We start from the raw sequence: 26,166 nt of genomic DNA on the forward strand, positions 1-26,166 counted from the left end.
ATCATTATTGGCTTCAGCTGCTTGAGCGACATTGATCCTGTCGGCACGTCTGCGGGACGGGCCAACTGAACAGGTCAAACCAAGTTGGCGCGCAGAATATCACGGCTCGGCGACCGTGCGCTCCCGAAAGGACTTGTGAGTCTAGTCCAGACGAGGCTCGTTCGCCGCGTTCTGGCCCAAACGATTCAGCACAAACACCTTGGCGTTGCGGGTCATCTGGTCCAGATGCCGGTCGCGTTGCTTCTCGGCATCGATCATTGCGCGCTGGCCGTGTTTTTGCAGCAAGTAGTGATGGATCTGCCGAACTTCAAGCGAACTGTAGATCGAGGCCACATCCAGCAGCCCCATCAAACCGTCACTGCTGTGGTCTCGAGTGTTCATCAGCACTTGCGTGCCACGCACGCCCAGCACCTGAAAACCCATCGACTCGAACCACGGCACTTTGGCCACGGCGCAGGTCAACTCGGCGTGCGGGTAGCGGTTGATCATGTCTTGCAGCATGGCGCGCGCAACACCTTTACGACGATGGCCCGCGTCGACCGCCATGTAGGCCAAGCCGCACGCGTGGGGATCGTCTTTGATCGGCAAGTACAGCAGGAAGCCGATGACCTTTAACGGATCTTCTTCGTCGGTGGCGACAATCAACTCGACTGCAATCCCTTTGGCCCCGTTGAGCGCTTCCAGGTAAAGGTGCACTTCGAAGCCGACCGTGTATTGGTACACGTTATACAGCGGATTGCTCGGTACGATGCCGACCATGCTGATGTCGGTCAGGTTATCGACGACCAGTTGCAGGATCTGGCTGTTGATGTGCTCCGGGCACGGGGCTGCGAAGTGGGTGAGTTGGGGCATTGAAATTCTGACTCCGGGATAAGGCTTACAGGGCATCGGCCAGGGTATTGTCACAGATTGATCGCCGCGCTGCTTCTGCCAGCGGCTACAGGGGTTGTCGCGAATAGATAACTTCATTCCCCGACAATGAGGAATTCCCCCCAGTTTTACGCACTTTTCCCCAATGCCGGGATAACCCATTTGTTTGTCACAGGAGTTTGTTTTAATAAGTTTTACTAAGACTTTGGTCTGATTGTGCTCATGGCTCAGCTTTTGCTTCGGCCAAAGGGCGAGTGCCATCACCGTGGCATGCCCTCAATGAGAACTATCATGAAAAGCTCAGTCCCTGCGAACAAGTCATCCGGCTTTTCCATGGCGCAGGGCATTACTTCGGTGGTGATGATCACGTTCAGCGTGACCACCCTGAACGCTGCCCCCATCGATGATGTCGGACAACCACCACCCACCGACCCCTCAGCGTACATCAACCAGCAGGCTGATCCTGCCGCTGCGCTGGAAGCACTGAAGACCATGCCAGAGGCGAACCAGGGTGCATATGCCCTGCCTAACGGGATGTATGGCAACAAGGACACGACCCGCACCGAAAACGTGTTGCCACCTGCGGTGCAAACGTCGTTCAACTTCCCCACGAATGGCAAGCCCAGCCCCCTGTTTGGCGCTCAACCGTTCACCCAGCAACTGCTGCTGTTCGAAGAATTTGGCACGGAAAAACTCGACCCGAGCCTGCCGCAACCGCCGCTGACGTTCCCCGTGCCGCTCGCCGGCCCGGCGCCCCAGCAGGACCCGAACAGCATCGCCCGCAGCGTCCCGTCGAGTGCCGCGCTGGATGCGTTTATGCGCCAGCCGGGGCTGTATCCGTTCCCGTCGCAGTACTCCAATGTGCTGGACCGCAACCCGTGGAAGTCGCAGATCGAAGCCTTCCTCAACCGCCATCCGGTCGGCTCGCCCGCCGAAGGCCGTCCACCGGGAAAAGGCTGGTCGCATCAACGCTGGAACGAGTTCTACCCGCAGGTCGCATTCAAAACCGCGCAAGCCGGCGCACGGACCAACCTGGGCCTGCGTGACCGCAAGCAATTGCACAACTATGCCAAGGGGGAATTTGCCCCCGGCGGGCTCTACTACCAAACCTCGGATATTCCGGCAACCGTTGGCACCACCAAGGGCATCGACGCGCGTTTTCACCCGAAAATGCCGGTGCAAAATTACAAGTCTGTGTGGACCTTCGACGGCACCTTTCCGTCAAAATTGCTCATGGTGCGGTATGGCCAACCGGTGCTGATGCGCCACTACAACGCCCTGCCGATCGACCCGGCGGCCAATGCCGGTTTCGGCTTGCATACCCTCACTACCCACGAACACAACGGGCACTCCCCGGCGGAAAGCGACGGGTACTCCAATGCATTTTTCTTTCCGGGGCAGTACTACGACTATCGCTGGCCGATCCAGCTGGCCGGTTACGACACCATCAACACCTCGGCGCAGGATCCACGCGCGGCATTCCCTTGCGCACCCGGCGAAACGCTGTACGTCAACGACGCCAGTCCCGGGCTGAAAACCTGCGACAACGGCAGCATCAAAATCCGTGGCGACTGGCGCGAAACCATGAGTACGCACTGGTTCCACGACCACATGCTCGATTTCACCGCGCAGAACGTCTACAAGGGCAACGCGGTGATGATGAATTATTACAGCGCGCTGGATCGCGGTAACGAGGCCATCGAGGACGGCGTCAACTTGCGCCTCCCCAGCGGTTCGGCAATGCCGTGGGGCAACCGCGACTACGATGTGAACCTGATGATCGCCGACAAGGCCTGGGACGCCAACGGCCAGTTGTGGTTCAACCCGTTCAACACCGACGGCTTTCTCGGGGATCAGGTACTGGTCAACTGGCAGTACCAACCGGTGCTGAAAGTGCGGGCACGCAGCTATCGCTTCCGCATCCTCAACGGCTCGGTGTCACGCTACTTCAGACTGGCGTTGGTACGGCAGATCAGCGGCAACGGCGGCGAGTTTCCGGGCCCGGCAGGCTCAGGGGTTTCCTACAATCGCGTGCCGTTTCATCTGATCGCCAACGATGGCAACATCATGGCGCACAGCCTGCCCTTCGACGGCAGCATGGACCTTGACGGCGACGGTGACTTTCAGGATCACAACGCCATTCTGCCGGTCCAAGGCATCGCGGAACGCTATGACATCATTGTCAACTTTGCGAAATACGGCATCAGCACCGGCGACAAACTGTTCTTCGTCAACCTGATGGATCACCAGACCGGTAAAGGCCCGGAGAAAATAGCACTGTCGCTGGCCGACGTGCTGTCCGAAAAATACAAAGCGACGCTCAAAGTAACCACTAATGGCCTGAAATGGGAAAACGGCGATCCGGCGGTGGGCAAGTTTCTGCAGTTTTTGGTGCAGCCTTACGCCGGTCAGGATGTGAGCATGGACCCGGTCGCCTATGAGCCGGCCAAACCCGGCAAGCCCGCCGGTAAGATCATGATCCCGCTGACCATCGACCGCGATAACCCGAACGATCAGGCCAAACTCGCCGCTGCGCGGCATCGCGAGTTCATTTTCGGGCGTTCCGACGGCACCGACGAACAACCCTGGACCATCAAGACCGACGGCGGTTTCGGTTACCCCATGGACCCACGCCGGCTAGATGCCGCACCGCAATTGGCCAATGGCCCGACCGATGCCGGGTTCTCCGGCGACGGCACACTCGAAGTATGGAAAATCGTAAACGGCGGTAACGGCTGGACCCACCCGGTGCATGTGCATTTCGAAGAAGGCGTTGTTCTCAAGCGCGACGGCAAGGCACCACCGGATTGGGAAAAATGGGCACGCAAGGACGTCTATCGCATTGGCGAAGGCATCGACAGTTCACAGGATGTTGAAGTAGCGGTGCGCTTCCGTGAGTTCGCCGGCACTTACATGGAGCACTGCCACAACACCCAGCATGAAGACAACTCGATGCTGTTGCGCTGGGATGTCGAGCATCCGGGCCAGTTCCAATTGATGCCAACACCCTTGCCGGGCTGGGACGGTGTGACCTACGTCGCCTCCGTGGCGCTGCCTACCTTCCGCACCGGCGATAACCGTGACAATAACGAGGGCGACAACAAAAAACCCGTGGCCAACCCCGACAGCGCCACCGCCAGCAACGGCCAGCCGCTGACCATCAACGTGCTGGCCAACGACACCGACCCCGACAATAATCTGCCGCTCAAAGTGGTGGAGCTGAACCAGCCGGATTCCGGTAAGGGTACGGTCAGCACCGACGGTTTGCGGGTGATCTTCACCCCACCGGCCATCGTCCCCGCACCGTTCACCGCGACCTTCACCTATCGCGCCAGCGATGCCAAGGACGCGAAGTCGGACCCGGCGACAGTGTCCGTCAATGTCACCGCTGCAGCGGCCAACGAGACTCTGGCGGTCACCAGCGCTTTCGTCACCGTTCGTACCGGCAATCGCTACACCTGGGATATTTCCGGGACCACCACGCGTTTTACCGGCAACAGCGTGACGGTGACCGCGTCCACTACCGCCGGGCCGCTTAATCTGGGCAAGGCCACGCTCACGCAAGTCGGTACGGGTGCGAAGTGGCGAGTGTTGGTGGCGACCTCCGGTGCCGGACCGGCGCCAAACGCGACCATCACTGTCACGTCTGCGCTTGGCAAGACGATAACGGTGCCGATCAGCGTGCGTTAAAGCGGCATCGATAGGCGCCCCTGTGGCGAGGGAGTTTGTTCCCTCGCCACAGGACGGCGGTTACACGGGTGGCTCAATCGTATCCAGCACCCGCTTCGCCGTGATTTGCGCCACCATGATGCGCAGATGTTTAACAGGCAGACGAACACTCCCTACACACTTCATAACCTTGCTCGTTCAGGCCCACCCTGCCCCGCCCTTACTCTGAAACAGCCACTTGATTACGCCCGCGTGCCTTGGCCCGATAAAGCGCTTTGTCCGCATTGTTCATCAAACTTTGCAGATCATTGTCGTGGAACGCCATTGAGGCGACACCGAGACTGGCCGATATGCGGTGGACAGGGCCGGACATCAAACCACCGATAGACTGAATGAGTTGCTCGGCAAGATTAAGGGCGACCTCAATGGGCGTGTCCGGCAGCAGGATGGCGAACTCCTCGCCACCCAACCGGCCGTATACGTCCTTTTCGCGAAAACAGCCACTGATGACGACACCCATTTGACGCAATACCTGGTCGCCGACCTGATGACCGTAGGTGTCATTGATGTGCTTGAAGTGATCCATATCCAGCATCACCACACACAGTGGCAACCGCTTGTATTGGCAGTCATTGAACAATTGCTGCGCGCGCTCAAAAAAAGCCCGGCGGTTTTTCAACCCGGTGAGTTCATCGGTTTGTGCGGCGAGTGTGGAAATGCGGTGCGCCAGTTCCATTTCACGGGTCAGGCGAAAAGCCGCTTCCAGGGCTTCGGACAGTTTGCCAGTCGCGTTGACGACAAATGAGGCGAACACCAGGACCGCCAGCGCCATACCGAATTGCAGGGCCGACGGTTGAAACAACAGCCACGTGGTACACGGCAACAACACCAGGCCAATCGACGCTAACGTCATGGACCGATAGGACGAGTAACACGACACCGCACTGACCGACATGCCGACGGCGAAGAGCATGACCAGCGACTGGGCCAGCAGGTCGTTTGCCGGAATGACCGCCAAAGCGCCTGCGCCCCAGATACCGGCAGACAACATCAGCGTTACCCAATAGGTCCGCTCCCAGCGTTGAGGTGTGCGCTCACTTTCCGGGCTACGAAAATAGACAAAAAACATCAAGATGCGCAGCAACGACGAGGCGCTTAGCAGGACGATCCATACGTACACGACGCGGTGATCAATACGCTCCCAGCACAGCCAACACAGCATGATCGCGGCCAGGTAACTGCCGAACACAGCCGACACGGATTGGTGGAATAGCTGACGCAATCGGTCACCACGGACTTGCGCGGTGATGAACGTCTCCTGATCGTGCCGATATCCTGGGCCACCCATTTGATCCTCCTGATCATGATGCTGTGACAAAAAATCGATTGTGACACCCTGCCAACTGGGTAAACAAACGAATCACATGCCTAAAGATCACGCCGCCAATCGTGAAGCTCGTTCGTTACTGCTGCGGCGCAACCATCTTGAACCGGATATTGATGTCGTCGGAAACGACGGTATCAGCATATTCACCCTCGCCGACTTTGAAGTCGCTTCGCTTGAGCGTTAACTGGCCATCGAAAATCCCGATGGTCTTCTCCGCCTTCAGCTGGACCGGAACCGCCACCTGACGGGTAACGCCTCTGAGTGTCAGTTTGCCGATGATTGTGTACTTGTTGTCGCCAAGTGCCTTCACACCGGTTGATTCAAAGGTCGCCACCGGATAAGCCGCTGAATCGAACCAGGCGGGTTTTTGCAGTTCAGTGTTGGCCTCGCTGCTGCCGGCATCGATGCTGTCGAGCTGGATGGTGAGCGACGCATGGGCCGCTGCGGGGTTGGCCGTGTCGAAATCAAGTTTGGCCTCGAACTCGCCAAAAGTACCGTATACCCGCGAGGTGAACTGGTTGTACGTGAAGGAGATTTTGCTCGCAGTCTGATTGACCTGCGTGTACTGGACCGCTTGCGCGCAGGGCAAGGCGCCGACAGTGAGCAAGGCAGCCAGAACAGCGAGCCGCGGGAATCGAAAAGTCATGGGATTCTCCGGTCAAGGCGTCCGGTCATGAGCCGAAACGCCCGCACACCTACGCCAGCGATAGGTGGACTAAAGCAAAGAACCACCAATTCTTCCACCTGCCGTGCTGACTGGCGACCACCTGTCGGCCAATCCGGATCAACGCCCGATCCTGCCACCTTTGCGGGTGTTTAATAATTGCTGCACTCACCACGGCGGGAGACAGGACATGAAGATCGTCGTTATCGGAGGTACCGGGCTGATCGGCAGCAAAGTCTGTAAAAACTTGCAGGATCTGGGCCATGAGGCCTTCGCGGCGTCACCGAGTACCGGCGTGAATGTCATCAGCGGCGAAGGGCTGAAGGAGGCGTTAAAGGGCGCCGACGTGGTGGTCGACGTCGCGAACTCGCCCTCCTTCGAGGACCACGCGGCGTTGCATTTTTTTGAAACCGCCGGGCACAACCTGTTCGCGGCGGAAAAGCTCGACGGCGTCAAACACCATGTGGCCCTGTCGGTCGTCGGCACTGAACGGATGCTCGACAGCGGTTACTTCCGGGCAAAAATGGCGCAGGAAAATCTCATCAAGAAATCGGGTATTCCCTACACCATTTTGCGGGCTACGCAGTGCTTTGAGTTTATCCATGCCATTGCTCACTCCGGGCGTGAAGAAGGCGACACCATTCACTTGACGTCCGCCGCGTTGCAACCGGTAGCCTCGGCCGATGTCGCGGCGGCGCTGACCGATATCGCGCTAGAAGCACCTGTCAATCAGACTGTCGAAGTGGCAGGACCTGATAACCGCCCTCTCGTCGAGTTCGCGAGCGATTACCTGAAGCACACCAAGGACCCGCGCCAAACCGTAGCGGACGACACGGTTCCTTACTTTGGTGCGCCGATCAATGACCAGTCACTGACACCTGGCGCCAACCCCATCATCGGCGCGACCCGGTTTCAGGATTGGCTCAAGACCCACTAGGCGCCCATCTGCCATGGTGATGGTGGCTGGAAAACAAAAACGACCTCCTTGATGCTGGCATTAGTTGCCCAGCACAAAGGAGGTCGCTTCTGTCAGGCTCCGAACAAGCCTGTAAGGTCTACTCGCTTAACCGACTTAACAAGCGCCTGCGAATGTCCGCGGAGACGCAACGGCGTAGTCCGGTTGTTTCGCCCGCTGCGTCAACGCAAGCATCGTCAGGAAACCCAGTGCAATCAGCACCGGATAGGCCATCAATAGTTCAGTAAGGGAATACTTCCAGGCCAGAGGACGACCGACTCCCAACATGGCCGCGTACATCCAGGATACTGCCGACAGCGAGCCGCAGAACAGCGCCGTCATCCGGGCGCTGAACCCGAGATTGAGCAATGAGCCGGCCTTTTGCAGAGCAGGCAGTACCAGGCGATGCAATACGACACCGTTGTAAGTCAGCAAGGCGACAATAATGACTTTGGCTTGAAGTTTTGGATTCATAAAGTAGTTCATGCCTTTTTCAAGGTAATCGATACCGATGACCGCGGCACCTGTTACCCACAAGGCTATCAACGCAACACTGACAGACTTCTGAAGACTTTCCATGTGAGCATTATCATGCTCCGTAAATGTTTTTCGCTTAAATAGATCTTTCACCATCGCAATATCGCTGGTCAACACCAAACCAATGGCGACACAACACGCAACTAAATGGACATAAATAACGCCCAATCGCAAGAACTCCATGAATTCTTTATTTTCAATCAGGCTCATAATTGTATTTATCGCCACGGTACGTTCTCCACCTTATTCGACAGTACTGATCGATGCTCTACAGGTTATGTATTTATTCCAAAACACCTGTTCGATCTTACTGATTCAAGATAAGCCAAATCATAGACTTGGCACGGCTAATATCATTGATTCGCACAGCGAACCAACGATCTGCTTAAGTGTTTCTCCCGGATTTCAGTAAAAAAAATCCCCATAGCATTCAATGCACATGAGGTTCACTTTTCCACTTCTTTACTACGGATTCAGGTGCAGATCAAAAATGACTGCTGAAGAATGAGAGCCCCAGAATACTCGAATGTTCATTTTTTGAGCACACTACCGACAAACGGTAGTTAGAATCTGTGACTTATCGCGCCGAGACTAAGTCATCAACTTCCCTGATAGGCCCATGACAACTGGTCTGGCGAATTTACATAGACTTCACAATAAATTTATTGGATCCATTAGTTGCTGGCCACGCCAGGCGCGTGTAAAAGCGAGCGGCTCGTATTCAGAACACAACAACTAAAACAGTCATACTTTTTACGTTGGCAACTCTCTGGGTGAATCGGCGCAGTCCTCTTTCCGCCACGCCCGTTGCAACAGCCTGATGACCTCCGCATCCGAGGTCTGGGAAAAATCCATGTACCAATGCCCAATCGACATCAGCCACTCAGGCATGAGCGGGCAGATCAATTCATCCACTTCACTGCGCAACGCCTCGACTGTCTCGGGTGGCCCAACCGGCACCGCGACCACGATGCTAGACGGCGCATGCACCCGCGCTGCGTGAATCGCGGCCATCATTGAGGCGCCTGTCGCCAGGCCATCGTCGATCAGAATCACCACTTGATCCTTGAGTTGCACAGGCGCGCGCGCTCCCCGGTAAACCTGCTCGCGCCGCAACAGCTCCCGCGTCTCCCGGGCGACCACCGCATCGAATGCAACCTTATCAATCGGGTGCGCCCGCAACGCCTGTTCATTGAGAATCTGGATGCCGCCGCTGGCTATCGCGCCCATGGCGAACTCCTCGTGCGACGGTACACCGAGCTTGCGTACCAGCATCAGGTCGAGGCGAACGTCCAGCGCCGTGGCCACTTCATAGGCCACCGGCACGCCGCCACGGGGCAAGGCGAGGACGATCACTTGCGGGCGATGAGCGTAAGCGAGCAACGGCGCCACCAGATGCCGACCAGCCGCTGCCCGGTCCTGTAAAACGATGTGCGATGGGGGACTCATTTGAAAACCTCCTCAGGCGATTACGCCCGTCGGTTTCATCACGCAGTCCCAGAGAATTGTCGGCCTGACTGTGGCCGACATCAAGCGGCGCCACTTACACCAATCGCTGGATTCTCTGATGCCGCCAAACGAAGCTGTAATACGCGGTCTGCAACGCCAGCATCCCCAGATACGCCACCGGAAACGCCATCCACACGCCCTGCAAACCAAAATGCCCGTCCAGCACATACGCCACAGGCAACTGCACCAACACCACGCAAAAAATCGACACCGCCATCGGCACCAACACCGTGCCGCTGGCGCGCATGATGCCGCCGACAATCGCCTGGAAGCCAAACACCAACAGACTCCAGAGCATGATGTGCAACAAGTGCTCGGCCATTGCCCGCGTCGAGTCATCCGTCAGAAACAGCCCCAACAACCAGTGCGACAACAAGTAACCCAACACCACCAACCCACCGGTCAGGCACACATTGATCAACAACCCCGTGCGCAAAATCGGCCCCATGCGCTCCAGGCGCCCTGCCCCAATCGCCTGAGCCCCGAGAATCGACGCCGTGATCGCAATCGACAGCGCCGGAAACTGCACGTAATTGACGATCTGCGTCACCGCCCCATACGCCGCCGTCGCCTGCGAACCGTGCTGGTTCACCAGCGCCAGAATCACCAGCTCCGATACCGACAACACCACCATCTGCAACCCGGTCGGCAAGCCGATGCGCAACACCTTGCCAAGAATCGCCCGATCCAGCTTCATCGCCGCAAACATTTCCCGATCCGGCGCCAAAGGATGCCCCTTGCGAATCAACCGCCACGCCAGCCACCCCATCGCCGACAAGTTACCGGCCAACCCGGCATACGCCGCACTCTGAATCCCCATCATCGGCAACCCGAACCACCCACGAATCAACGCCGGCGTCAGTGCCAACCCGATACACGTCGACACCACCAACGCGATCAGCGGCGACAGCGTGTCGCTCACCCCGCGCAGCAGTTGGGTAAACAGCACGTAAACCAACAGCGACGGCATGATCAACATCATCACGTGGGCGTAGGACACCGCGTCGTCCAGCACATCAGCCGGCGTGCCCAAGCCCTGCAAGGCTGGCCTGGCGAACACACTGCCCAGCACCGCGGCGGACAGACCTATCATTGCGCCCAACAGCAAAGTGGTCGCGGCAATGGTCTTCACCAGATGCGACTCGCGCGCGCCCCAGGCCTGGCCGATCAACACGCTGGCGCCCGCGCCCAAGCCGATCACCAAGGCGATGAAGAAGAAAACGATGGGGAACATGCCTGATACGGCCGCCAGGGCTTGGGTGCCGAGCATCTGGCCGATGTAGATGCTGTTGACGGTGCCTGACATGGACTGAAGGAAGTTCGACAGGACCATCGGGGCGAGGAAAAGGAGGTAGGTTTTCCAAAGCGGGGTTGATTGGGCGGGGGTTTGCATGGAGGGTCCATCTCGGATGGGGGGGCGCGGTTTTGGGATTCTACGCCAGGGCGCTGATATCTGACCGCTCCTGTTCAGGGGATTTGGAGAGCATGGAAAGTCATGTCTGCTATCGCCCGAAGCCGTTATTCACTCAGCGCGTGACGGGGCAATGCAATTGAAATCAAAGCTGCAAGCAGCACGAATGCACTTGATATCCATAGGCACGCCCCCAGCCCAGACACCTGGTAAACCCAGCCGGAAAGCACCGTGCCTATCAACCGCCCCATGGCGTTCGACATGTAATAAAACCCCACATCCAGCGACACGCCGTCTTCCTTGGCGTAAGACACGATCAGGTAGCTGTGCAGCGACGAATTCACCGCGAACAGCACGCCAAAAACCATCAGCCCACCCAGCAGCACTACCTGTTGCGACAACCCGCTGTTCAGCCCGAGAGCAATGGCCGCTGGCAGGCCCGCCAGTGCAAGAGCCCAAAGAAACGCCGCACGACCATCCGGTACGTGCCCACGCTTCTTTCCGGTGATGTTGGGCGCGAAGGATTGCACGATGCCATAGCCAATCACCCAGGCCGCAAGAAACCCGCCAACCTTCCAGAAGTCCCAGCCCAAGACACTGCTCAGGTACACCGGCAAGGCCACCACGAACCAGACATCACGGGCACCGAACAGGAACATCCGCGCTGCCGAGAGGATATTGATCGCCCGACTCTTGGACAGGATGTCGCGAAACTTCGGCTTGGCTTTCGCTTTTCCCAGGTCCTTCTTCAACAGGATCAAGCTGCTGAGCCAAATCAGCGCAAGGCCACCTGCCATGGCCAGCAAGGCGCCTTTGAAGCCAATCAATGCCAGCAAGGCTCCGCCCAGAAAGAAGCCGACGCCCTTAAGTGCATTCTTCGAGCCGGTGAGGATCGCCACCCACTGGTAGAGCTTGCCCTGCTGCCCATCCGGAACCAGAAGCTTGATGGAGCTTTTGGCGCTCATCTTGTTCAGGTCTTTGGCAATCCCGGACAACGCCTGAGCGCCCATCACCCATGGAATGGTTAGCCAGGCCACGGGAACCGTCAGCATCAACAGCGCCGCGACCTGAATGCCCAGCCCGATGTTCATGGTTCGGTTCAGACCCAGCCGGGCGCCGAGGTAGCCACCCACCAGGTTGGTGATCACGCCAAAGAGTTCGTAGAACAGAAACAACGCCGCGATTTGAAGTGGGCTGTAACCCAACGCGTGAAAGTGCAGCACCACCAACATGCGCAAGGCGCCGTCGGTGAGGGTGAAGGCCCAGTAGTTGCCCGTGACGAGCAAGTACTGCCGCACTTGCGGAGCGAGGGCTGACAACGCTTTCATTGCCGCTCCTTAGACAGCCAGACCGACCATTCTGGCCAGCTCGACGGTGCGGTTGGCATAGCCCCATTCGTTGTCGTACCAAGCATAGAGTTTGACCTGGGTGCCGTTGATGACCATGGTCGATAGCGCATCGATGATCGATGAGCGTGGGTCGGTACGGTAGTCGATGGACACCAGTGGACGCTCTTCGAATCCGAGAATGTCTTTCAGCTCGTTCTCGGAAGCGTCCTTGAGGAACTGATTGACCTCTTCGACCGTGGTGGCCCGCTCGACTTCAAAGACACAGTCAGTCAGCGAAGCGTTGGCCAGCGGCACGCGAACGGCGTGACCATTCAGGCGTCCGCGCAATTCCGGAAAAATTTCAGCGATGGCGGTGGCCGAGCCGGTGCTGGTCGGAATCAGGCTCATACCCGAAGCACGCGCACGGCGCAGATCCTTGTGCGGCTGATCGAGGATGCTCTGGGTGTTGGTCAGGTCGTGAATCGTGGTGATCGAGCCGTGACGAATACCCAGCTTTTCGTGGATCACTTTGACGACTGGAGCGAGGCAATTGGTAGTGCATGACGCCGCCGTGACGATGCGATGCTCTCCCGCATTGAACAGCTGATGATTGACGCCCATGACGATGTTCAACGCGCCTTTTTCCTTCACCGGGGCGCTGACCACCACACGTTTCACGCCTTGATCGAGGTAGCCCTGAAGCACAGCGACGGTCTTCATCTTGCCGCTGGCTTCAATCACCAGATCGCAGCCCGACCAATCAGTGTCGGCAATCGCCTTGTTGGCCGTTACCTTGATGCGTTCGCCGTCGATGACGAGGCTGTCGCCCTCGGAATCGGCCTGGTAATTCCAACGGCCGTGTACCGAATCGAAGTTCAGCAGGTGCGCATGAGTCGCCGCATCCCCTGCTGGATCGTTGATCTGCACGAACTCAAACTCCGGCCAGCTCCAGGCGGCTCGCAAAGCGAGGCGACCGATCCGGCCAAAACCATTGATGCCAACTTTGATTGTCATGTTGTTGTGCTCTGTAGCTGTTGTCAGTGGGAGTTCGACTGGGTGTCGAACTGGCCGATGTATGCAATGAGGGGGAATCGGCGATTCAGCTTTCGCAGCAGGCCAGCGCCCGCTCAGGACGGTCACCCATTTCTTCAAGGCGTTTGGCGTCAGGGCTCAACCAATGCTGGTTGCTTTCGAGCGCAGTGGTCAGCACTTGATGGACCCAATCAGGGAGATTTGGGTGCAGTCGGTAATACACCCATTGGCCTTGCCGACGGTCCGACAGAAAACCGCAACTGCGCAGCTGCGCGAGGTGTCTGGAGACTTTTGGCTGACTCTCATTCAACGCGCAGGTCAGTTCGCAAACACACAGCTCTCCTTCACGGGTGATGAGCATCATCGTGCGGACCCGAGTGTCGTCAGCCAGGCATTTGAAAACAGTGGTCGGTGTCAGAGGGGCAGCCATATCGTTTCTCAGTAGTTGTTTTTGACCAAGAGAGTGATGGCTGATCGAAACGCTTACCTGCGAAAGCACACGGGCTTTGCTGGTCAGGTTGAAGTCTCAGCTCATATACGAGCCAGCGAATATATGGTTTCCCGTATACAAGGTAAATAGTTCACTTCAGATTAATCCATCAAAGCGATTGGACTCCGCTGCCCCCCGTCAATAAAAGCTCTGAATGTCGGCATCAGTACCCAGACACCCTGGACGGGCTCAAGCCAGCAGTTCGGTGATCCACCGGGCCTGTCGAGCGATGTCCTGCACCTTTTCCTCGGGCACAGCCTGCCGCGCCTGGGCAAAGCTGTTCAGGGTCCGCTGCTTTTCGCGCAGCAGGCGCTGCCACTTGACCAGGAACGCCGGGCTGCGTGCCTGCATCTGCAGCGGGCCGAAATACAGCTCCTCGGCGGTGTACATCATCGGCGCGTCGCGCTCGGCGACGATGATTTCGTAGTCGAAGCGGTTTTCCCGCAGCACTTCCTCGCAGAGGATGCGGTAGCCATTTTCCATCAGCCATTGGCGCAGTGGCTGCTCGCCGCCGTTGGGCTGCAGGATCAGGCGCTCCTCGCCACTCAGGCGCGCCTTGCCGCTGTCGAGGATGTCGCGGATCGTCTCGCCGCCCATGCCACAGATGCTGATCGCCGTGATCCCGTCTCCCGGTTCGATCGCCGCCAGGCCATTGGCCAGGCGCACGGTGATCCGCTGGTCGAGGTCGTTCTCACGCACGGTACGTTCGGCCGAGCGGAACGGCGTCAATGCCACCTCTCCGGCCACCGCCGCCGCGATGTCGCCCCGGCGCATCAACGCCACCGGCAGGTAGCCGTGATCCGAGCCGATATCGGCCAGGCGCGCATCTGCTGGCACATGCGCCGCCACGCGTTCCAGGCGCATGGACAATGTCTGTTCGTTCAACTGCAGTTCCTTTTCATCACGAACGTCCGGCACCTTTGGACAGATCGGGACGCGATTCTGCCGGGCAACGCCGTGCATTTCAAATTCCTGCGACCACGGCCATCCCTTTAACTGCGCTCAAGCCAGGCACGAGCGATTTCTTCACGCGTGGCGAACCAGACCCCACCGTGTTGCTTGGCATACTCGATGAATTGCTTTATCGCCCTCACCCGCCCTGGACGGCCCACCATGCGTGGATGCAACCCGATCGACATCATGCGGGGTCCTTCAGCCGACTCCTCATAAAGGACCTCAAAGCTTTCTTTCATGTACTCGAAAAAGTCCGATGCCTGGGAAAGCCCCGGAGAGTTCCAGTAGCGAAAATCATTCACGTCGGCGGTGTAAGGCACCACGAGGTGACGCTGACCCTCAACCTCGACAAAGTAGGGAACATCGTCGTTGTAGGCATCGGAATCGTAGAGAAAGCCGCCCTCTTCCACGACCAGACGACGTGTGTTGACGCTGGCACCATACCGGCAATACCAGCCAACAGGACGCTTGCCACAGGTGCGTTCGAATGACTCGATTGCCAGGCGCATGTGTTCACGCTCCTGCTCTTCGGTCAGACGAAAGACTTCCTCCCAGCGATAACCGTGGCTGCAAATTTCATGACCACCGACCACCGCCGCACGTGCGACATCGGGGTTTTGTTCAAAGGCCACTGCGCACGCATGAAACGTCGCACGAACCGATTGCTGATCGAGGATATCCAGAATTCGCCAGATCCCGACGCGAGAACCGTACTCATACATCGACTCCATCGCCAGATTGCGTGTGCCGTCGGGTATTGAATAGCTGCCCCATTCGGTCATCGACTCCTGGTCCGGATCACCCATGGCCAGCGAACGCTCGGAACCTTCTTCATAGTTGATAACGAGGCTGATGGCCAAACGTGCACCATTGGGCCAAGTGCCTTGGGGGCGTTGTTTACCGTAACCGATCAAATCGCGGGCAGGTGAAACCATCGGGATGAACTCCTGAAATTCTGGCTAATGGATAAATGGTGGAAACAGGGGTTTAACAGTCGATATCGTTCAACCGGTCATGACTGAGGGAGCCCCACTCGCGGAAGGCCAGCCCCATGGCCAGGGTTTGTGCAATGCAGAACGAAGCCGTGAGAGAACGGAAGCCAAGTAACTCGGCGTCGTTGACCTCAATGACCGTATCGGCCATCTGTCCGATAGGGCTGAGCACGCTGTCAGTGATCGCAACCAGCGTCACACCCGCTTCCCTCGCCTGACGACAGGCCTCAACGGTGTCATGGGCGTACGGCGGAAAGCTGACGGCGATCAACAAATCATCATCGGCAATGGCACTGACCTGTTCGGGCAACGTGCCGCCAGCGCCGCTGATGTGCACGGTGCGCTGACCGACGCGGCTCAATGCATAACTGAGGTACGCGGCAACCGGAAAAGCGCGGCGCATGCCGATGACGAAGGTGGTCCGAGCGGCTTGCAAGTGGGCGATAGCCGCTTCGATATTGGCCTGTTCACCGCCTTCCGCCAGGTGCTCCAGAGAAACGATATTGGCCTGGCTGAACTCCCGCAAAATCCCGCCGACATCACTCGGATCTTCCAGCAACGTCTCACCACCGTAGTGGCGGATTCGCTCGCTATAGTGGGTGTCGGCAGCCTGTTGCAGCGGTGCGCGGAACAACCGCTGCAAATCCTTGAAACCGGAAAAGCCAAGGGCCTGCGCCAGCCGAATATAAGCCGACGGTGCGATGTTTGAACGCTTACCCAGTTCGGCCACCGTGCTGAGTGCGATCTCTTGCGGGTTGTCGATCAGGAATCGTGCAGCATCGCGCAGGCGACCGGTCAGTTGTTCGTGCTGGGCCGCGATACTGTCACGCAGCTCTGCAAGGGTTTCAGGTAAGGCCATAGGGAAGGCTCGTTAAAATAAAAGGTGTGTGCGTCGATCAACGTAACGCCGTGATGGCTTGATCCAGCGCCGTGATGAGCCGGTCGACTTCTTCCAGCGTGTTGTAATGCGCCAACGACACCCGCACTACCCCGCCAAACCGGTCAAGCCCAAGGGCTTCGATCAGTCGCCGTGCATAGAAGTCACCATAGCGGATACCAATCCGGTGCTCATCGACCCTGCGCACAACAGCCTCGGACTGAACGCCCTCGACCACGAAACTGATCGTCGGCACTCGATTGCGGGTATGCGCCTTGCCAATGATCCGAACACCCTCGCGCTGGCGCAAAAATGCCAGCAGACGCTCGGCGAGCAAATCTTCCTGCACCTCGAAGGCATCGAACGCAGCCTGCATGCACTTGCGCTCGCTGCCTTGCGCGTCAAGCCGAGTGCTGATGTCGAGCAGGTAGTCGGTAATGCCAATGCAACCGAAGGACAACTCATAGTTGACGTTGCCCGGCTGCAATTTGTAAGGCACTACATCCTGGCCGATAAAGAAATGGTTAAGGCTCGGCAACTCCAGCAACAGATAACGACGTCCCCAGAGCACAGCAAAGTGTGGACCGAAGGTTTTGTAGAAGCTGTAGACGTAGAAATCGGCACCGCTGGACTGCACATCAACCAGTCGGTGTGGCGCATAAGCGACGGCGTCCACACACAACTTGGCGCCTACCGCATGGACACGTCGCGCAACCTCGGCGACTGGATTGATCGAGCCGAGAATATTCGAGGTATGCGTCATGGCCACATAACGGGTTTTGTCATTGAGCAAGACCTGCAGGTCATCCAGCTCCAGCTCACAACTGTCCTGGTTGACCTGCCAAACGCGCAGGGTCGCACCGCGGCTTTCGCAAATCTTGACCCATGGGCCGATGTTCGCCTCGTGGTCGCAATTGGTGACGATGATTTCATCGCCCGGAACGATTGACGGAGCGATGGCGCGACACAGTATTTGCAACAAGTGGGTGGTCGAACCGCCCATGATCACTTCTTCGGGATGCTCGGCGTTGATCAACTGCATCACCGAGTGACGCGCCTGCATCACTCGCGCCCCAGCGTCGACGGAAGGTTGGTAGGAAGCGCCCAGTTGCACGCTGCTGTTGAGCATGTAATCAACGACCCGCTCAGCTACGGCGCCCAGCACCATCGAACCTCCGGCGTTATCCATGTAGGCATAGCCATCGGCCAGACCTGGAAATTGCTTGCGAACGTAATCAATATCGAGAGGATTCACTCTACTTTCTCCAGCCGGATTCAATGATGCAAGATGGCCTGCAGGAACGCTCGTGTGCGGGGTTCTTGAGGTGCGGTAAAAAACGGTTCAGGGATGTTCTGCTCAACAATGCGTCCACTTTCCATGAAGATCACCCGGTCAGCGACCCGACGGGCAAAGCCCATTTCATGAGTGACCACGACCATCGTGACGCCGGAACGAGCGAGGTTTTGCATGACATCGAGTACCTCACCAACCATTTCCGGGTCCAGTGCCGACGTCGGTTCGTCGAACAGAATCGCGCGTGGTTCCATGGCCATGGTGCGGGCAATGGCAACACGCTGCTGTTGGCCGCCAGACAATTGGCTCGGGTATTTGTGCGCGTGATCGCCCATGCCGACCTTCACCAATAATTCCTTGGCCCGCGCATGCGCGTCACGCCGGCTCAGACCGCGAACACGGATCGGCGCCAGCGACACATTGTCGAGAACAGTGAGGTGCGGATAGAGGTTGAAACTCTGAAACACCATGCCTACTTCACTGCGGATGGCGGCCAGTCGCGGGCCGTTTTCGACCCGCTCACCCGCCACGCGGATATGGCCTTGCTGGTAGTCTTCAAGCAGATTGATGCAGCGGATCAAGGTCGATTTTCCCGAACCGGACGGGCCAAGAATGACCACCACTTCACCCTCTTCAACCTGCAGGTTGATATCGCTCAACGCTTTGAAATTGCCGTAATACTTGTCGAGCTTTTCGATGTCGATCAACGTGCTCATGCGGTTTTTCCTCCAGAGGCGTTACGACGCTCAACCCAGCTGACCATTTGTACCAGCGGCAACAGCAGCAACAGGTACAGCAAGGCGGCCCCAACCAGCGGTGTCGGGTTGGCAGCCAGTGCCTGCGCCTGGGTCGCCTGCTTCAGCAAGTCAGGCATCGCTACCACCGAGGCGAGCGCTGTGTCTTTCATCACGTTGATGCAATTGCTGGTCATGGGCGGCATGACGATGCGGATGGCTTGCGGCAAGACAACGTCGCGCATGGTATTGAAAAAGCTCATGCCTTGAGAGGCCGATGCTTCGAACTGGCCACGGGGAATGGCCTCGATGCCCGAGCGAAATATCTCCGCACTGTAGGCGCAAGAGACAAGCGAGAGCGCACTGGCGGCGGCTGCAAAAGACGACAGTCGGATGCCGACAAAAGGCAACGCGTAATAGATAAGTACCAGCAAAACCAGCAATGGAATGGAGCGCATGATATCGATGTAGATACGTGCAAGGGCTCGAACGGGTGTGTAGGAGTACAACCGCAGCAACGCCAGAAGAAGCCCGCCCACCAGGCCCAAGGCGATGCTCACGACCCCCAGCACAATCGTCACGCCCAGACCGCGCATCATCAACGGCAGCGAATCGACGAGCACATTCCAGTTAAAAAATGTCTGCAAAAGATCCATGGGATACCTCGGTCAATACAAATGGCGAACGGGCGCCGCCACTTGCATGCATCATCAGCAGGGCTTACTTGAGGACAGCGGTCACTTGCATCGTGCTCGAATCTTTACCAGCTTCGGCGCCGAACCATTCTTTGTGGATTTTTCCGAGTGTGCCGTCTTCTTTCATCTTGCTGATGATGTCGTTGACCTGATCGCTCATTTCCCAGCCTTTAGCGTGCATCAGCGAATAGCGTTCGCCGGTGGGAATTCGCGCAACAATGGAATACTGCGGTTTGTCCTTGATGTAATAAAGAACCGCCGGAATGTCGCTGAGGTAGCCATCGATTCGCCCCGAACCCAGATCGAGCATCGCCGGGGAAAGCCCTTCGTAACGCGAAACATCTTCAAACTTGTAATCGTCCTTGTGTTGGCCTATCCACATGTCACCTGTCGAGCCGGTGTCGACACCAACAACCTTGCCGTTCATATCGGCCAGGCTCTTGACCTTGGACGTAGTCAGTGCGGTGAGGGACTGATCGCTGTCGAAGTAAGGCTGCGCAAAGGCTACCGACTCGAGACGTTTCGGGGTGATGGTGATCGATGAAATAGCGATGTCGACACGTTTGGATTGCACGGCACTGAACAGGCCGTTGAAAGGAATGTTGACGAACTCGACGCTTTTTCCGGCGCGTTTAGCCACCTCTTTTACAACATCGACTTCGAAGCCGACAAACTCACCTTTGGAATCCTGAAACTCCCAAGGCACGTTGCCAACGTTAGCACCTACGGTCCAGTCAGCGGCCCAGGCTGGCAGTGAAACGGCGGCCGTCATGAATAATCCCAACATCACTTTCGCTTTCATGTTTGCTCCCGATTGTTTGTTTTTTTAGGTGCTAACAGCGGTTGATTTCGTACAACGCAGGATCGAGACTAAATCAGTGGAATATTTATTTCAACACCGTTGATCTGTGAATTTTTTACTCCGCGGCCATATTCGGTGCCTTGACCCGTGGAAAGAGGTCATCACGGAAATTTCGTGGAACAAGGAGTGCGGGAATGTCGCTACGCTTGTAAAAAAATACAAGCAGGCGGAGACACGTAATGCCCAACAATAAGCGTCAAGGGTTCACGGTTTCGTGTTACACCCTGCTGGCTTCGGCCATCCTGGCGGCTTCCATGCCGACCGCCCAGGCAGTTGAACTGGATACGGGCAATCCGGACTGGACCGCGCGTATCGATAACACCGTCAGGTACAACTACGGTGTGCGCACCGAAAGCACCGACAAGCGCATGTTGGGGACGCCAAACAACAACGATGGCGACTATAACTTCCGCAAGTCCGGAACCAACATCACCAACCGTGTCGACCTGTTGACCGAGATGGACGTGGTCTACAAGAACGCCATGGGCTTTCGCGTCAGTGCTGCCAGCTGGTACGACAAGGCGTATGAAAACACCGGTTCCAACTCCAACCCGTTCGTTAACGGCAATGATTCAAGGTCCGGTCTGGTCGCTAACGACCCACGTCTGGCCGGCGTCACCAACGACAACGTCGGCTTTGGCAGCCCGCACCTGAGCAACTACGCCCAGCGTTATTACACCGGTCCGTCTGGCGAAATTCTCGATGCGTTCGTGTTCTACAGCACCGAAGTGGGCGAAGAGTCTTTGTTCAGCGCCAAGGCCGGTCAGCACAACGTGTTCTGGGGCGAGACCATTCTCAACCCGGTGCACTCGATCAGCTACGGCCAGTCCGGCCTCGACCTGGCCAAGCTGGCGGCGTCGCCGGGTACGGAAGCCAAGGAGTTGTTCGTTCCGCGTAACCAGTTGTCGATGTCGTTCACCGTGAACTCCGAGTTGACCGTGGGTGCGCAGTATTTCCTGGATTGGGACGCCGCTCGCCTGCCTGAAGCGGGCACCTACTACGGTGGTTCCGATCTGGTGGGCTTTGGCGCCAAATCGTTCCTGTTGGGCAACACCAACGCCGTGGTTCCGGGCAGTCCGCTGGGTTGTGGCCTGGCACCGTGCGACGCGTTGACCAACGTGCGTCGCGGTAACGACCTGAACCCGCACAACAGCGGTGACTGGGGCGTGATGGCCAAGTGGTCGCCGGCCTGGCTGGACGGGACGCTCGGCGTTTACTACCGCGAAACCTCGGACATCCTGCCGCAGGCCTGGCTGGATACCAGAGGCATCTCCTCGGCCAACCCGAACGGCACCCCGCCAGCCGGGCAAGGGCCGGCGCTGGTCAACACGCTCAACTCGTTGAGCACCGCCACCTATCAACTGGCCTATGCCGACAACATTCAGATTTTCGGCCTGAGTCTGTCCAAGGATGTTGGCGTTGTGAGTGTGGGGTCGGACCTGAACGTGCGTCACAACATGCCGCTGGCCAGTATCCCGGCCATCGTCAGCTCCACCAGCCCGCTGAGCCTGGGCCAAGGCCTCGGCCTGTTACCGGCGCGCACGGCGTCCACGGGTGTGATCTACGACACCCCGAGCCGCGGCGACAGCATGAGCGCCACCGGCGACACCTTGCACTGGACGCTGAACGGTCTGTTGCCCCTGCCGAAAACGCCGCTGTTCGATTCGGCAACCGTGCTGGGCGAGCTGTACTACAGCAACCTGCTCAAGCTCGATGACAAGAACGAAGCGCTCTACAAAGGTAAAGACACCTATCGCGGCATCGACCAGCCGACCCGGGACAACTGGGGCGTCGCGGTCAACTTCACACCGACCTGGTACCAGGTGTTCCCCGGTGTTGACCTCAACGCGCCAGTGTCCGTCAACGTCGGCCTCGCCGGCGTGTCACCGGTGTCCGGTGGCGGTGCCAAGGACACCGGCAACTATGCCATCGGCCTCGGTGCGGTCGTGTACAACAAATACTTTGTCGACCTGAAGTACGTGGACGCCTTCGGCCAAACCGACAAGTGCAATACAAGTGGCGTGAGCACCGGCCCGACGGGTGGCGATGGCTCTACTCCAAACGCCTTTAGCGGCAACGAAAACTACGCCTGTTACGCCGGTGGCTACTCGTCCTTCTCCGGTGTTGGTGCAACGATTGAGGATCGTGGCGCCGTGTACCTGACGATGAAAACCACCTTTTGAATGAGAGGCTTGCCCCTTAGGCAGGCTTGAAACAGTACGCGGCCAGTTTGTTACCGTCCAGATCTCGGGCATAGGCGGCGTAAGCATCAGGCGCCCAGCCCCGTGGTCCGGGTGCGCCTTCGTCGGTACCGCCGCAGGCCAGAGCTGCCGCGTGGAAGGCGTCGATGGCTGCGCGATCCGGGGCTTCAAAGCTGACAGTGACGCCGTTGCCAACACTGGCAGGCGCGCCGTTTGCCGGTTTCAGCACGAAGAAGGAAGGGGCGTTCTCCCCCCAGATCGAGCCATTTTCATCCAGATCAGCGATGCGTTTCTGGCCGAGTGCGCCGAGTACATTGTCGTAAAAACGGCGGGCCTTTTGCAGATCATTGGTACCGACGGTGACATGAGTGAAGATGCTCATTTTGATTCTCTCTTTGATAACACAGGGGATGGGCAATGCAGTTCGACCGGGCGCTGCTCGATTGACGATGTACGCCGGGGCGGTTCTATCAGCGATCGAAATGGATAACAGTGCGTATGCTCTTGCCTTCATGCATCAACTCGAAGGCCTTGTTGATGTCTTCAAGCCCCATGGTATGAGTGATGAAGGTGTTTAGCGGGATTTCGCCGGTCTGAGCCTTCTCGACATAAGTGGGTAATTCGCTGCGACCTTTTACGCCTCCAAAAGCGGAGCCGCGCCAGACGCGACCGGTCACTAGCTGGAACGGTCGAGTACTGATTTCCTGGCCCGCGCCGGCGACACCGATAATCACTGACTCCCCCCAACCCTTGTGACAACACTCCAGGGCAGCGCGCATGAGATTGACGTTGCCAATACATTCGAATGAGTAGTCCACACCACCTTGCGTCATCTCGACGATCACGTCCTGGATCGGTGCGTCGTAATCCTTGGGGTTGATGAAGTCGGTAGCACCCAGCTGCCGGGCAATCTCGAACTTGGCCGGGTTGATATCGATCGCGATTATTCGACCGGCCTTGGCCATGGAGGCACCGATTATGGCTGCCAGGCCAATGCCGCCCAGACCGAAGATGGCCACGCTGGCGCCCTCTTCCACCTTTGCGGTGTTGAGTACCGCGCCGATGCCGGTCGTCACACCGCAACCGAGCAGGCAAACCTGCTCCAGCGGAGCCTCCTTCGGAATCTTGGCCAACGAGATTTCCGGCAGCACCGTGTACTCGGAAAAGGTCGAGGTACCCATGTAGTGGAACAGCGGTTGGCCGTTGTAGGAAAAGCGGCTGGTGCCGTCTGGCATCAGGCCTTTCCCCTGAGTCGCACGAATTTTCTGACAGAGGTTGGTTTTCCCTGACTTGCAGAATTTGCAGTCGCCACATTCCGGGGTATAGAGAGGGATCACATGATCGCCCACCGCCAGTGAAGTGACCCCCTCGCCAATTGCTTCGACGATACCGCCACCTTCGTGGCCAAGAATGACGGGGAAGATCCCTTCGGGATCGGCACCGGACAGGGTAAACGCATCGGTATGGCACACTCCTGTCGCAACAATGCGTACCAGTACCTCGCCGAACTGTGGCGTAGCCACATCGATTTCGACAATTTGAAGAGGCTGGTTTGCCGCGAAGGCAACGGCCGCTCGTGATTTGATCATGTTTGTAATTCCCGGACGCAAAGAGGGGGCCGCCTCTGTGTAGAAGCAGTAAAAATCAGTAAAAAGAATGTGTTCAGAGGGGCGTTACAAAGGGCGGGCGTCCTTGCCCTCGTGGCCGACTAGAGTGATGCCTGGATCTTTTTTGCAGCGGCTTCATCGACCCAGGCATGCCAGACTTCCGGGTGTTCCTTAAGGAACAACCTGGCCAGCTTCGGTGATTCGATGCGCTCCTTGGCCATCCTCGCCAGGTTCTGGTTCAACATATCGATAGGAATATTAACCTTCTCCAGCACCGCGACCAGTTCGGGAGCTTGTTCATGAAAAGGCTTGGAGAGTCCAACCATGGTAATGACGTTTTTGTTGGCCCCGGTCTTCTCTTCCAGTCTTATCGCATCGATCTGACCCATTAGCGGAGTCGGTGACCAGTAGTAAAACAGTACCGGCTCACCGCGTTTATAGCTGGACAGGACAGCCGCATCCAATGCGGCACCGGTTCCCGGACGGAAATTCGTGAACGTGTTTTCAAGACCATACTCTTTCAGCATCTCGGTATTGTCCTGCTCACAAATCCAACCAGCAGGGCAGTTATAGAAGCGCCCTTTAGACGGTTCCTCCGAATCTCGAAAAACCTTCGGGTATTTGCTCAGGTCAGAGACTGTTTTGAGGTCTGGTGCGGGTGCTGGCTTATTGCGCTTTGCGTCCCCCTCAACGACATAGCGCGGTACATACCAGCCCTGAGTCGCACCGATGATCGGAGCGCCAACCCCGACAACCTTTCCAGCGGCCGCAGCTTTTTTCCAGACTTCACTGCGCTCCATCCACTCTTCGCCAAACACTTGAATGTCGTTGCCGGCCAAAGCAGTCTCAAGAATGATGGTGTTACCCACCAACTGATCTGTTGCACAGCCGTAGCCCTCCTTGAGCACGATCATCATGATATCGGTGAGGAGCATCCCGCTCTCCCAATTCAGACCGGCAAATTTCACCGGTTTGCCCGATTCACACCATCCTGAAGCCTGGCTTGAAGCACTACCGACGAGCAAGCCAAGGGTGAGTAACGAGGCCAGCAAACTCTTCCTGTTTTTCATAATCAGACGCTCCGAATCATTATTATTGGGGGCAGCGAACTGTTGTGTGCGACACAGGAGCAAACGAGCCCATCAGATTCAGTATGGACAGGTGCGTGCGCAAACATGTAAAGCGAAGAAGTGAATCAATTGCTTTTATTGTTTTTGGCGAAACTTAAACCAATGGATCTACGGAGGTACGCCCGTAAAACAATTGGCGGGCATAGGCACTGAATTCGACATTGGGCTGATCCACGTACGCAAACACCGCGTTGAGCCTAAGCCTGTCACCTTCGACCGGCGTCACCCGGTGTAATGAATAGCGACCACGGAACAATGTCAGGGTGCCGGGCACTTGAGGCAGAACCTCTATCTGTTGTGTTTTCGGGTCATCGAGAAACTGTCTGACCGCCTCATAGCAATCGTCGCTTTCATTACGCAGCATGCGTACGTACTCAAAATCCCCACCGGCGCTCGCCGCCTGAAGGGACAGCGTGACACTGAAATCGGAACGATCAAAGTGCCAGCCCAACTGCTGCCCCGCCGTAAAGCCCTGCAAGTTAAGGGCGGCCAACGGATCTGCATGACGATAGAGCGTGTCCAGATCCAAAACATCTTTGATGAAAGAAAGTACTTCATCCGACTCATAGATCTGCCTGATCAAATGATCGGCCGGGATATCAGCATAAGCGACGGTATCTTTTGCAGTGTTCATCAACCGTCGTAGCGGGTGTTCTGGATCAACGCTTTCATCTTGAGGTTTGAAATAAACCGTGTGGTTTTCCCGAAAATGAAACATGTGCGAATGCAAGGCGAGCGTCTGATCCGCCATTGCGACAACCGATGGATTGCGAACGAAACCCGGGAAGATCGCAACGCCCTCTTGTCCCAGCAACGACTGACTGTGAGTGACCAGTGCGAGATAGTCGGGATTGGTGCGATCGGTAATGGGGTAACGCTCGAGATCGACGATGTCGTCCAGTGATAGCGCAGGTGCGAAAGGCAGGGTAGTCATTTTTGTTGGTCTCCGGTGGCTCTGCTGGATTCAG

At 57.4% G+C, this 26,166-nt stretch carries 23 protein-coding genes; 3 read left to right on the plus strand and 20 right to left on the minus strand.

Going from position 1 to position 26,166, the window contains the following annotated elements; all coding sequences use genetic code 11:
- Nucleotides 1-141: 141 nt before the first annotated feature.
- Complete coding sequence (locus ACA048_RS17330; RefSeq protein WP_497625520.1) at nucleotides 142-852, minus strand: GNAT family N-acetyltransferase; 711 nt, start codon at nucleotides 850-852, stop codon at nucleotides 142-144.
- A 309-nt stretch (nucleotides 853-1,161) separates the two neighbouring features.
- Between ACA048_RS17330 and ACA048_RS17335 the strand changes: the two genes are divergently transcribed.
- Nucleotides 1,162-4,560, plus strand: coding sequence for an Ig-like domain-containing protein (locus ACA048_RS17335; RefSeq protein ID WP_497625521.1), 3,399 nt, complete (start codon nucleotides 1,162-1,164; stop codon nucleotides 4,558-4,560).
- Nucleotides 4,561-4,759: 199 nt separating this feature from the next.
- Here the strand turns inward: ACA048_RS17335 and ACA048_RS17340 are convergent, their stop codons facing one another.
- Together ACA048_RS17340 and ACA048_RS17345 are read right to left on the minus strand one after the other, a co-directional pair.
- Nucleotides 4,760-5,887 (minus strand): GGDEF domain-containing protein, encoded by a 1,128-nt coding sequence (locus ACA048_RS17340; RefSeq protein ID WP_497625522.1) that lies wholly within the window; start codon nucleotides 5,885-5,887, stop codon nucleotides 4,760-4,762.
- A 115-nt stretch (nucleotides 5,888-6,002) separates the two neighbouring features.
- Complete coding sequence (locus tag ACA048_RS17345) at nucleotides 6,003-6,572, minus strand: YceI family protein (RefSeq protein WP_497625523.1); 570 nt, start codon at nucleotides 6,570-6,572, stop codon at nucleotides 6,003-6,005.
- 208 nt (nucleotides 6,573-6,780) lie between these two features.
- On the opposite strand from ACA048_RS17345, the gene ACA048_RS17350 reads away from it, so the two are divergent.
- On the plus strand, nucleotides 6,781-7,527 hold the full coding sequence (locus tag ACA048_RS17350; RefSeq protein ID WP_497625524.1) for an SDR family oxidoreductase: 747 nt from the start codon (nucleotides 6,781-6,783) through the stop codon (nucleotides 7,525-7,527).
- A gap of 135 nt (nucleotides 7,528-7,662) precedes the next feature.
- Here the strand turns inward: ACA048_RS17350 and ACA048_RS17355 are convergent, their stop codons facing one another.
- From ACA048_RS17355 to ACA048_RS17415, 13 genes are all read right to left on the minus strand, one after another.
- Nucleotides 7,663-8,310: a hypothetical protein gene (locus tag ACA048_RS17355; protein ID WP_497625525.1), complete on the minus strand. Its 648-nt coding sequence runs from the start codon at nucleotides 8,308-8,310 to the stop codon at nucleotides 7,663-7,665.
- A 525-nt stretch (nucleotides 8,311-8,835) separates the two neighbouring features.
- The gene (locus ACA048_RS17360) at nucleotides 8,836-9,531 is read right to left on the minus strand and encodes a phosphoribosyltransferase (protein ID WP_497625526.1); all 696 of its coding nucleotides are present in this window, start codon (nucleotides 9,529-9,531) and stop codon (nucleotides 8,836-8,838) included.
- A 94-nt stretch (nucleotides 9,532-9,625) separates the two neighbouring features.
- The gene (locus ACA048_RS17365) at nucleotides 9,626-10,984 is read right to left on the minus strand and encodes an MATE family efflux transporter (protein ID WP_497625527.1); all 1,359 of its coding nucleotides are present in this window, start codon (nucleotides 10,982-10,984) and stop codon (nucleotides 9,626-9,628) included.
- A 125-nt stretch (nucleotides 10,985-11,109) separates the two neighbouring features.
- A complete protein-coding gene (arsJ, locus tag ACA048_RS17370) occupies nucleotides 11,110-12,330 on the minus strand; it encodes an organoarsenical effux MFS transporter ArsJ (RefSeq protein ID WP_497625528.1) in 1,221 nt (406 codons plus the stop codon).
- Between the two features lie 9 nt (nucleotides 12,331-12,339).
- Entirely contained in the window at nucleotides 12,340-13,344 is a 1,005-nt protein-coding gene (locus ACA048_RS17375) for an ArsJ-associated glyceraldehyde-3-phosphate dehydrogenase (protein ID WP_497625529.1), read from the minus strand.
- A gap of 85 nt (nucleotides 13,345-13,429) precedes the next feature.
- Complete coding sequence (locus ACA048_RS17380; protein WP_497625530.1) at nucleotides 13,430-13,792, minus strand: metalloregulator ArsR/SmtB family transcription factor; 363 nt, start codon at nucleotides 13,790-13,792, stop codon at nucleotides 13,430-13,432.
- Between the two features lie 249 nt (nucleotides 13,793-14,041).
- The gene (locus ACA048_RS17385) at nucleotides 14,042-14,737 is read right to left on the minus strand and encodes a tRNA (adenine(22)-N(1))-methyltransferase (protein WP_497629885.1); all 696 of its coding nucleotides are present in this window, start codon (nucleotides 14,735-14,737) and stop codon (nucleotides 14,042-14,044) included.
- 107 nt (nucleotides 14,738-14,844) lie between these two features.
- Entirely contained in the window at nucleotides 14,845-15,741 is an 897-nt protein-coding gene (locus ACA048_RS17390; protein WP_497625531.1) for an allantoinase PuuE, read from the minus strand.
- Nucleotides 15,742-15,793: 52 nt separating this feature from the next.
- Nucleotides 15,794-16,657 carry a MurR/RpiR family transcriptional regulator gene (locus ACA048_RS17395; protein ID WP_497625532.1) on the minus strand — a complete coding sequence of 288 codons (864 nt, stop codon included), beginning with the start codon at nucleotides 16,655-16,657 and terminating at the stop codon, nucleotides 15,794-15,796.
- A 37-nt stretch (nucleotides 16,658-16,694) separates the two neighbouring features.
- The gene (locus ACA048_RS17400) at nucleotides 16,695-17,930 is read right to left on the minus strand and encodes a cysteine desulfurase-like protein (RefSeq protein WP_497625533.1); all 1,236 of its coding nucleotides are present in this window, start codon (nucleotides 17,928-17,930) and stop codon (nucleotides 16,695-16,697) included.
- A gap of 20 nt (nucleotides 17,931-17,950) precedes the next feature.
- Complete coding sequence (locus ACA048_RS17405) at nucleotides 17,951-18,685, minus strand: amino acid ABC transporter ATP-binding protein (protein WP_497625534.1); 735 nt, start codon at nucleotides 18,683-18,685, stop codon at nucleotides 17,951-17,953.
- Nucleotides 18,682-19,359, minus strand: coding sequence for an amino acid ABC transporter permease (locus ACA048_RS17410; RefSeq protein ID WP_497625535.1), 678 nt, complete (start codon nucleotides 19,357-19,359; stop codon nucleotides 18,682-18,684). The genes ACA048_RS17405 and ACA048_RS17410 overlap by 4 nt, the downstream gene beginning before the upstream one ends.
- 64 nt (nucleotides 19,360-19,423) lie before the next feature.
- Nucleotides 19,424-20,200, minus strand: a complete 777-nt coding sequence (locus ACA048_RS17415) for a transporter substrate-binding domain-containing protein (protein ID WP_497625536.1) — start codon at nucleotides 20,198-20,200, stop codon at nucleotides 19,424-19,426.
- Nucleotides 20,201-20,439: 239 nt separating this feature from the next.
- Between ACA048_RS17415 and ACA048_RS17420 the strand changes: the two genes are divergently transcribed.
- Nucleotides 20,440-22,443, plus strand: coding sequence for a DUF1302 domain-containing protein (locus tag ACA048_RS17420; RefSeq protein ID WP_497625537.1), 2,004 nt, complete (start codon nucleotides 20,440-20,442; stop codon nucleotides 22,441-22,443).
- Nucleotides 22,444-22,459: 16 nt separating this feature from the next.
- Here the strand turns inward: ACA048_RS17420 and ACA048_RS17425 are convergent, their stop codons facing one another.
- The 4 genes from ACA048_RS17425 to ACA048_RS17440 all read right to left on the minus strand — a co-directional run bounded on the left by ACA048_RS17425 (nucleotide 22,460) and on the right by ACA048_RS17440 (nucleotide 26,132).
- A complete protein-coding gene (locus ACA048_RS17425; protein ID WP_497625538.1) occupies nucleotides 22,460-22,843 on the minus strand; it encodes a VOC family protein in 384 nt (127 codons plus the stop codon).
- 88 nt (nucleotides 22,844-22,931) lie between these two features.
- Entirely contained in the window at nucleotides 22,932-24,050 is a 1,119-nt protein-coding gene (locus tag ACA048_RS17430) for an S-(hydroxymethyl)glutathione dehydrogenase/class III alcohol dehydrogenase (protein ID WP_497625539.1), read from the minus strand.
- A 119-nt stretch (nucleotides 24,051-24,169) separates the two neighbouring features.
- Complete coding sequence (locus ACA048_RS17435) at nucleotides 24,170-25,138, minus strand: ABC transporter substrate-binding protein (RefSeq protein WP_497625540.1); 969 nt, start codon at nucleotides 25,136-25,138, stop codon at nucleotides 24,170-24,172.
- Nucleotides 25,139-25,292: 154 nt separating this feature from the next.
- Nucleotides 25,293-26,132 (minus strand): HalD/BesD family halogenase, encoded by an 840-nt coding sequence (locus ACA048_RS17440; protein ID WP_497625541.1) that lies wholly within the window; start codon nucleotides 26,130-26,132, stop codon nucleotides 25,293-25,295.
- Between the last annotated feature and the right edge of the window lie 34 nt (nucleotides 26,133-26,166).

Source organism: Pseudomonas sp. LBUM1659 (assembly GCF_059716045.1).

Bases quoted from the DNA above. Each gene is read 5' to 3' on its own strand.
- ACA048_RS17330 (WP_497625520.1), bottom strand. From the start codon at position 852: ATGCCCCAACTCACCCACTTCGCAGCCCCGTGCCCGGAGCACATCAAC.
- ACA048_RS17435 (WP_497625540.1), bottom strand. From the start codon at position 25,138: ATGAAAAACAGGAAGAGTTTGCTGGCCTCGTTACTCACCCTTGGCTTG.
- ACA048_RS17360 (WP_497625526.1), bottom strand. From the start codon at position 9,531: ATGAGTCCCCCATCGCACATCGTTTTACAGGACCGGGCAGCGGCTGGT.
- ACA048_RS17335 (WP_497625521.1), top strand. From the start codon at position 1,162: ATGAAAAGCTCAGTCCCTGCGAACAAGTCATCCGGCTTTTCCATGGCG.
- ACA048_RS17425 (WP_497625538.1), bottom strand. From the start codon at position 22,843: ATGAGCATCTTCACTCATGTCACCGTCGGTACCAATGATCTGCAAAAG.
- arsJ (WP_497625528.1), bottom strand. From the start codon at position 12,330: ATGAAAGCGTTGTCAGCCCTCGCTCCGCAAGTGCGGCAGTACTTGCTC.
- ACA048_RS17410 (WP_497625535.1), bottom strand. From the start codon at position 19,359: ATGGATCTTTTGCAGACATTTTTTAACTGGAATGTGCTCGTCGATTCG.
- ACA048_RS17395 (WP_497625532.1), bottom strand. From the start codon at position 16,657: ATGGCCTTACCTGAAACCCTTGCAGAGCTGCGTGACAGTATCGCGGCC.
- ACA048_RS17380 (WP_497625530.1), bottom strand. From the start codon at position 13,792: ATGGCTGCCCCTCTGACACCGACCACTGTTTTCAAATGCCTGGCTGAC.
- ACA048_RS17390 (WP_497625531.1), bottom strand. From the start codon at position 15,741: ATGGTTTCACCTGCCCGCGATTTGATCGGTTACGGTAAACAACGCCCC.
- ACA048_RS17350 (WP_497625524.1), top strand. From the start codon at position 6,781: ATGAAGATCGTCGTTATCGGAGGTACCGGGCTGATCGGCAGCAAAGTC.
- ACA048_RS17440 (WP_497625541.1), bottom strand. From the start codon at position 26,132: ATGACTACCCTGCCTTTCGCACCTGCGCTATCACTGGACGACATCGTC.
- ACA048_RS17430 (WP_497625539.1), bottom strand. From the start codon at position 24,050: ATGATCAAATCACGAGCGGCCGTTGCCTTCGCGGCAAACCAGCCTCTT.
- ACA048_RS17340 (WP_497625522.1), bottom strand. From the start codon at position 5,887: ATGGGTGGCCCAGGATATCGGCACGATCAGGAGACGTTCATCACCGCG.
- ACA048_RS17420 (WP_497625537.1), top strand. From the start codon at position 20,440: ATGCCCAACAATAAGCGTCAAGGGTTCACGGTTTCGTGTTACACCCTG.
- ACA048_RS17405 (WP_497625534.1), bottom strand. From the start codon at position 18,685: ATGAGCACGTTGATCGACATCGAAAAGCTCGACAAGTATTACGGCAAT.
- ACA048_RS17365 (WP_497625527.1), bottom strand. From the start codon at position 10,984: ATGCAAACCCCCGCCCAATCAACCCCGCTTTGGAAAACCTACCTCCTT.
- ACA048_RS17375 (WP_497625529.1), bottom strand. From the start codon at position 13,344: ATGACAATCAAAGTTGGCATCAATGGTTTTGGCCGGATCGGTCGCCTC.
- ACA048_RS17345 (WP_497625523.1), bottom strand. From the start codon at position 6,572: ATGACTTTTCGATTCCCGCGGCTCGCTGTTCTGGCTGCCTTGCTCACT.
- ACA048_RS17415 (WP_497625536.1), bottom strand. From the start codon at position 20,200: ATGAAAGCGAAAGTGATGTTGGGATTATTCATGACGGCCGCCGTTTCA.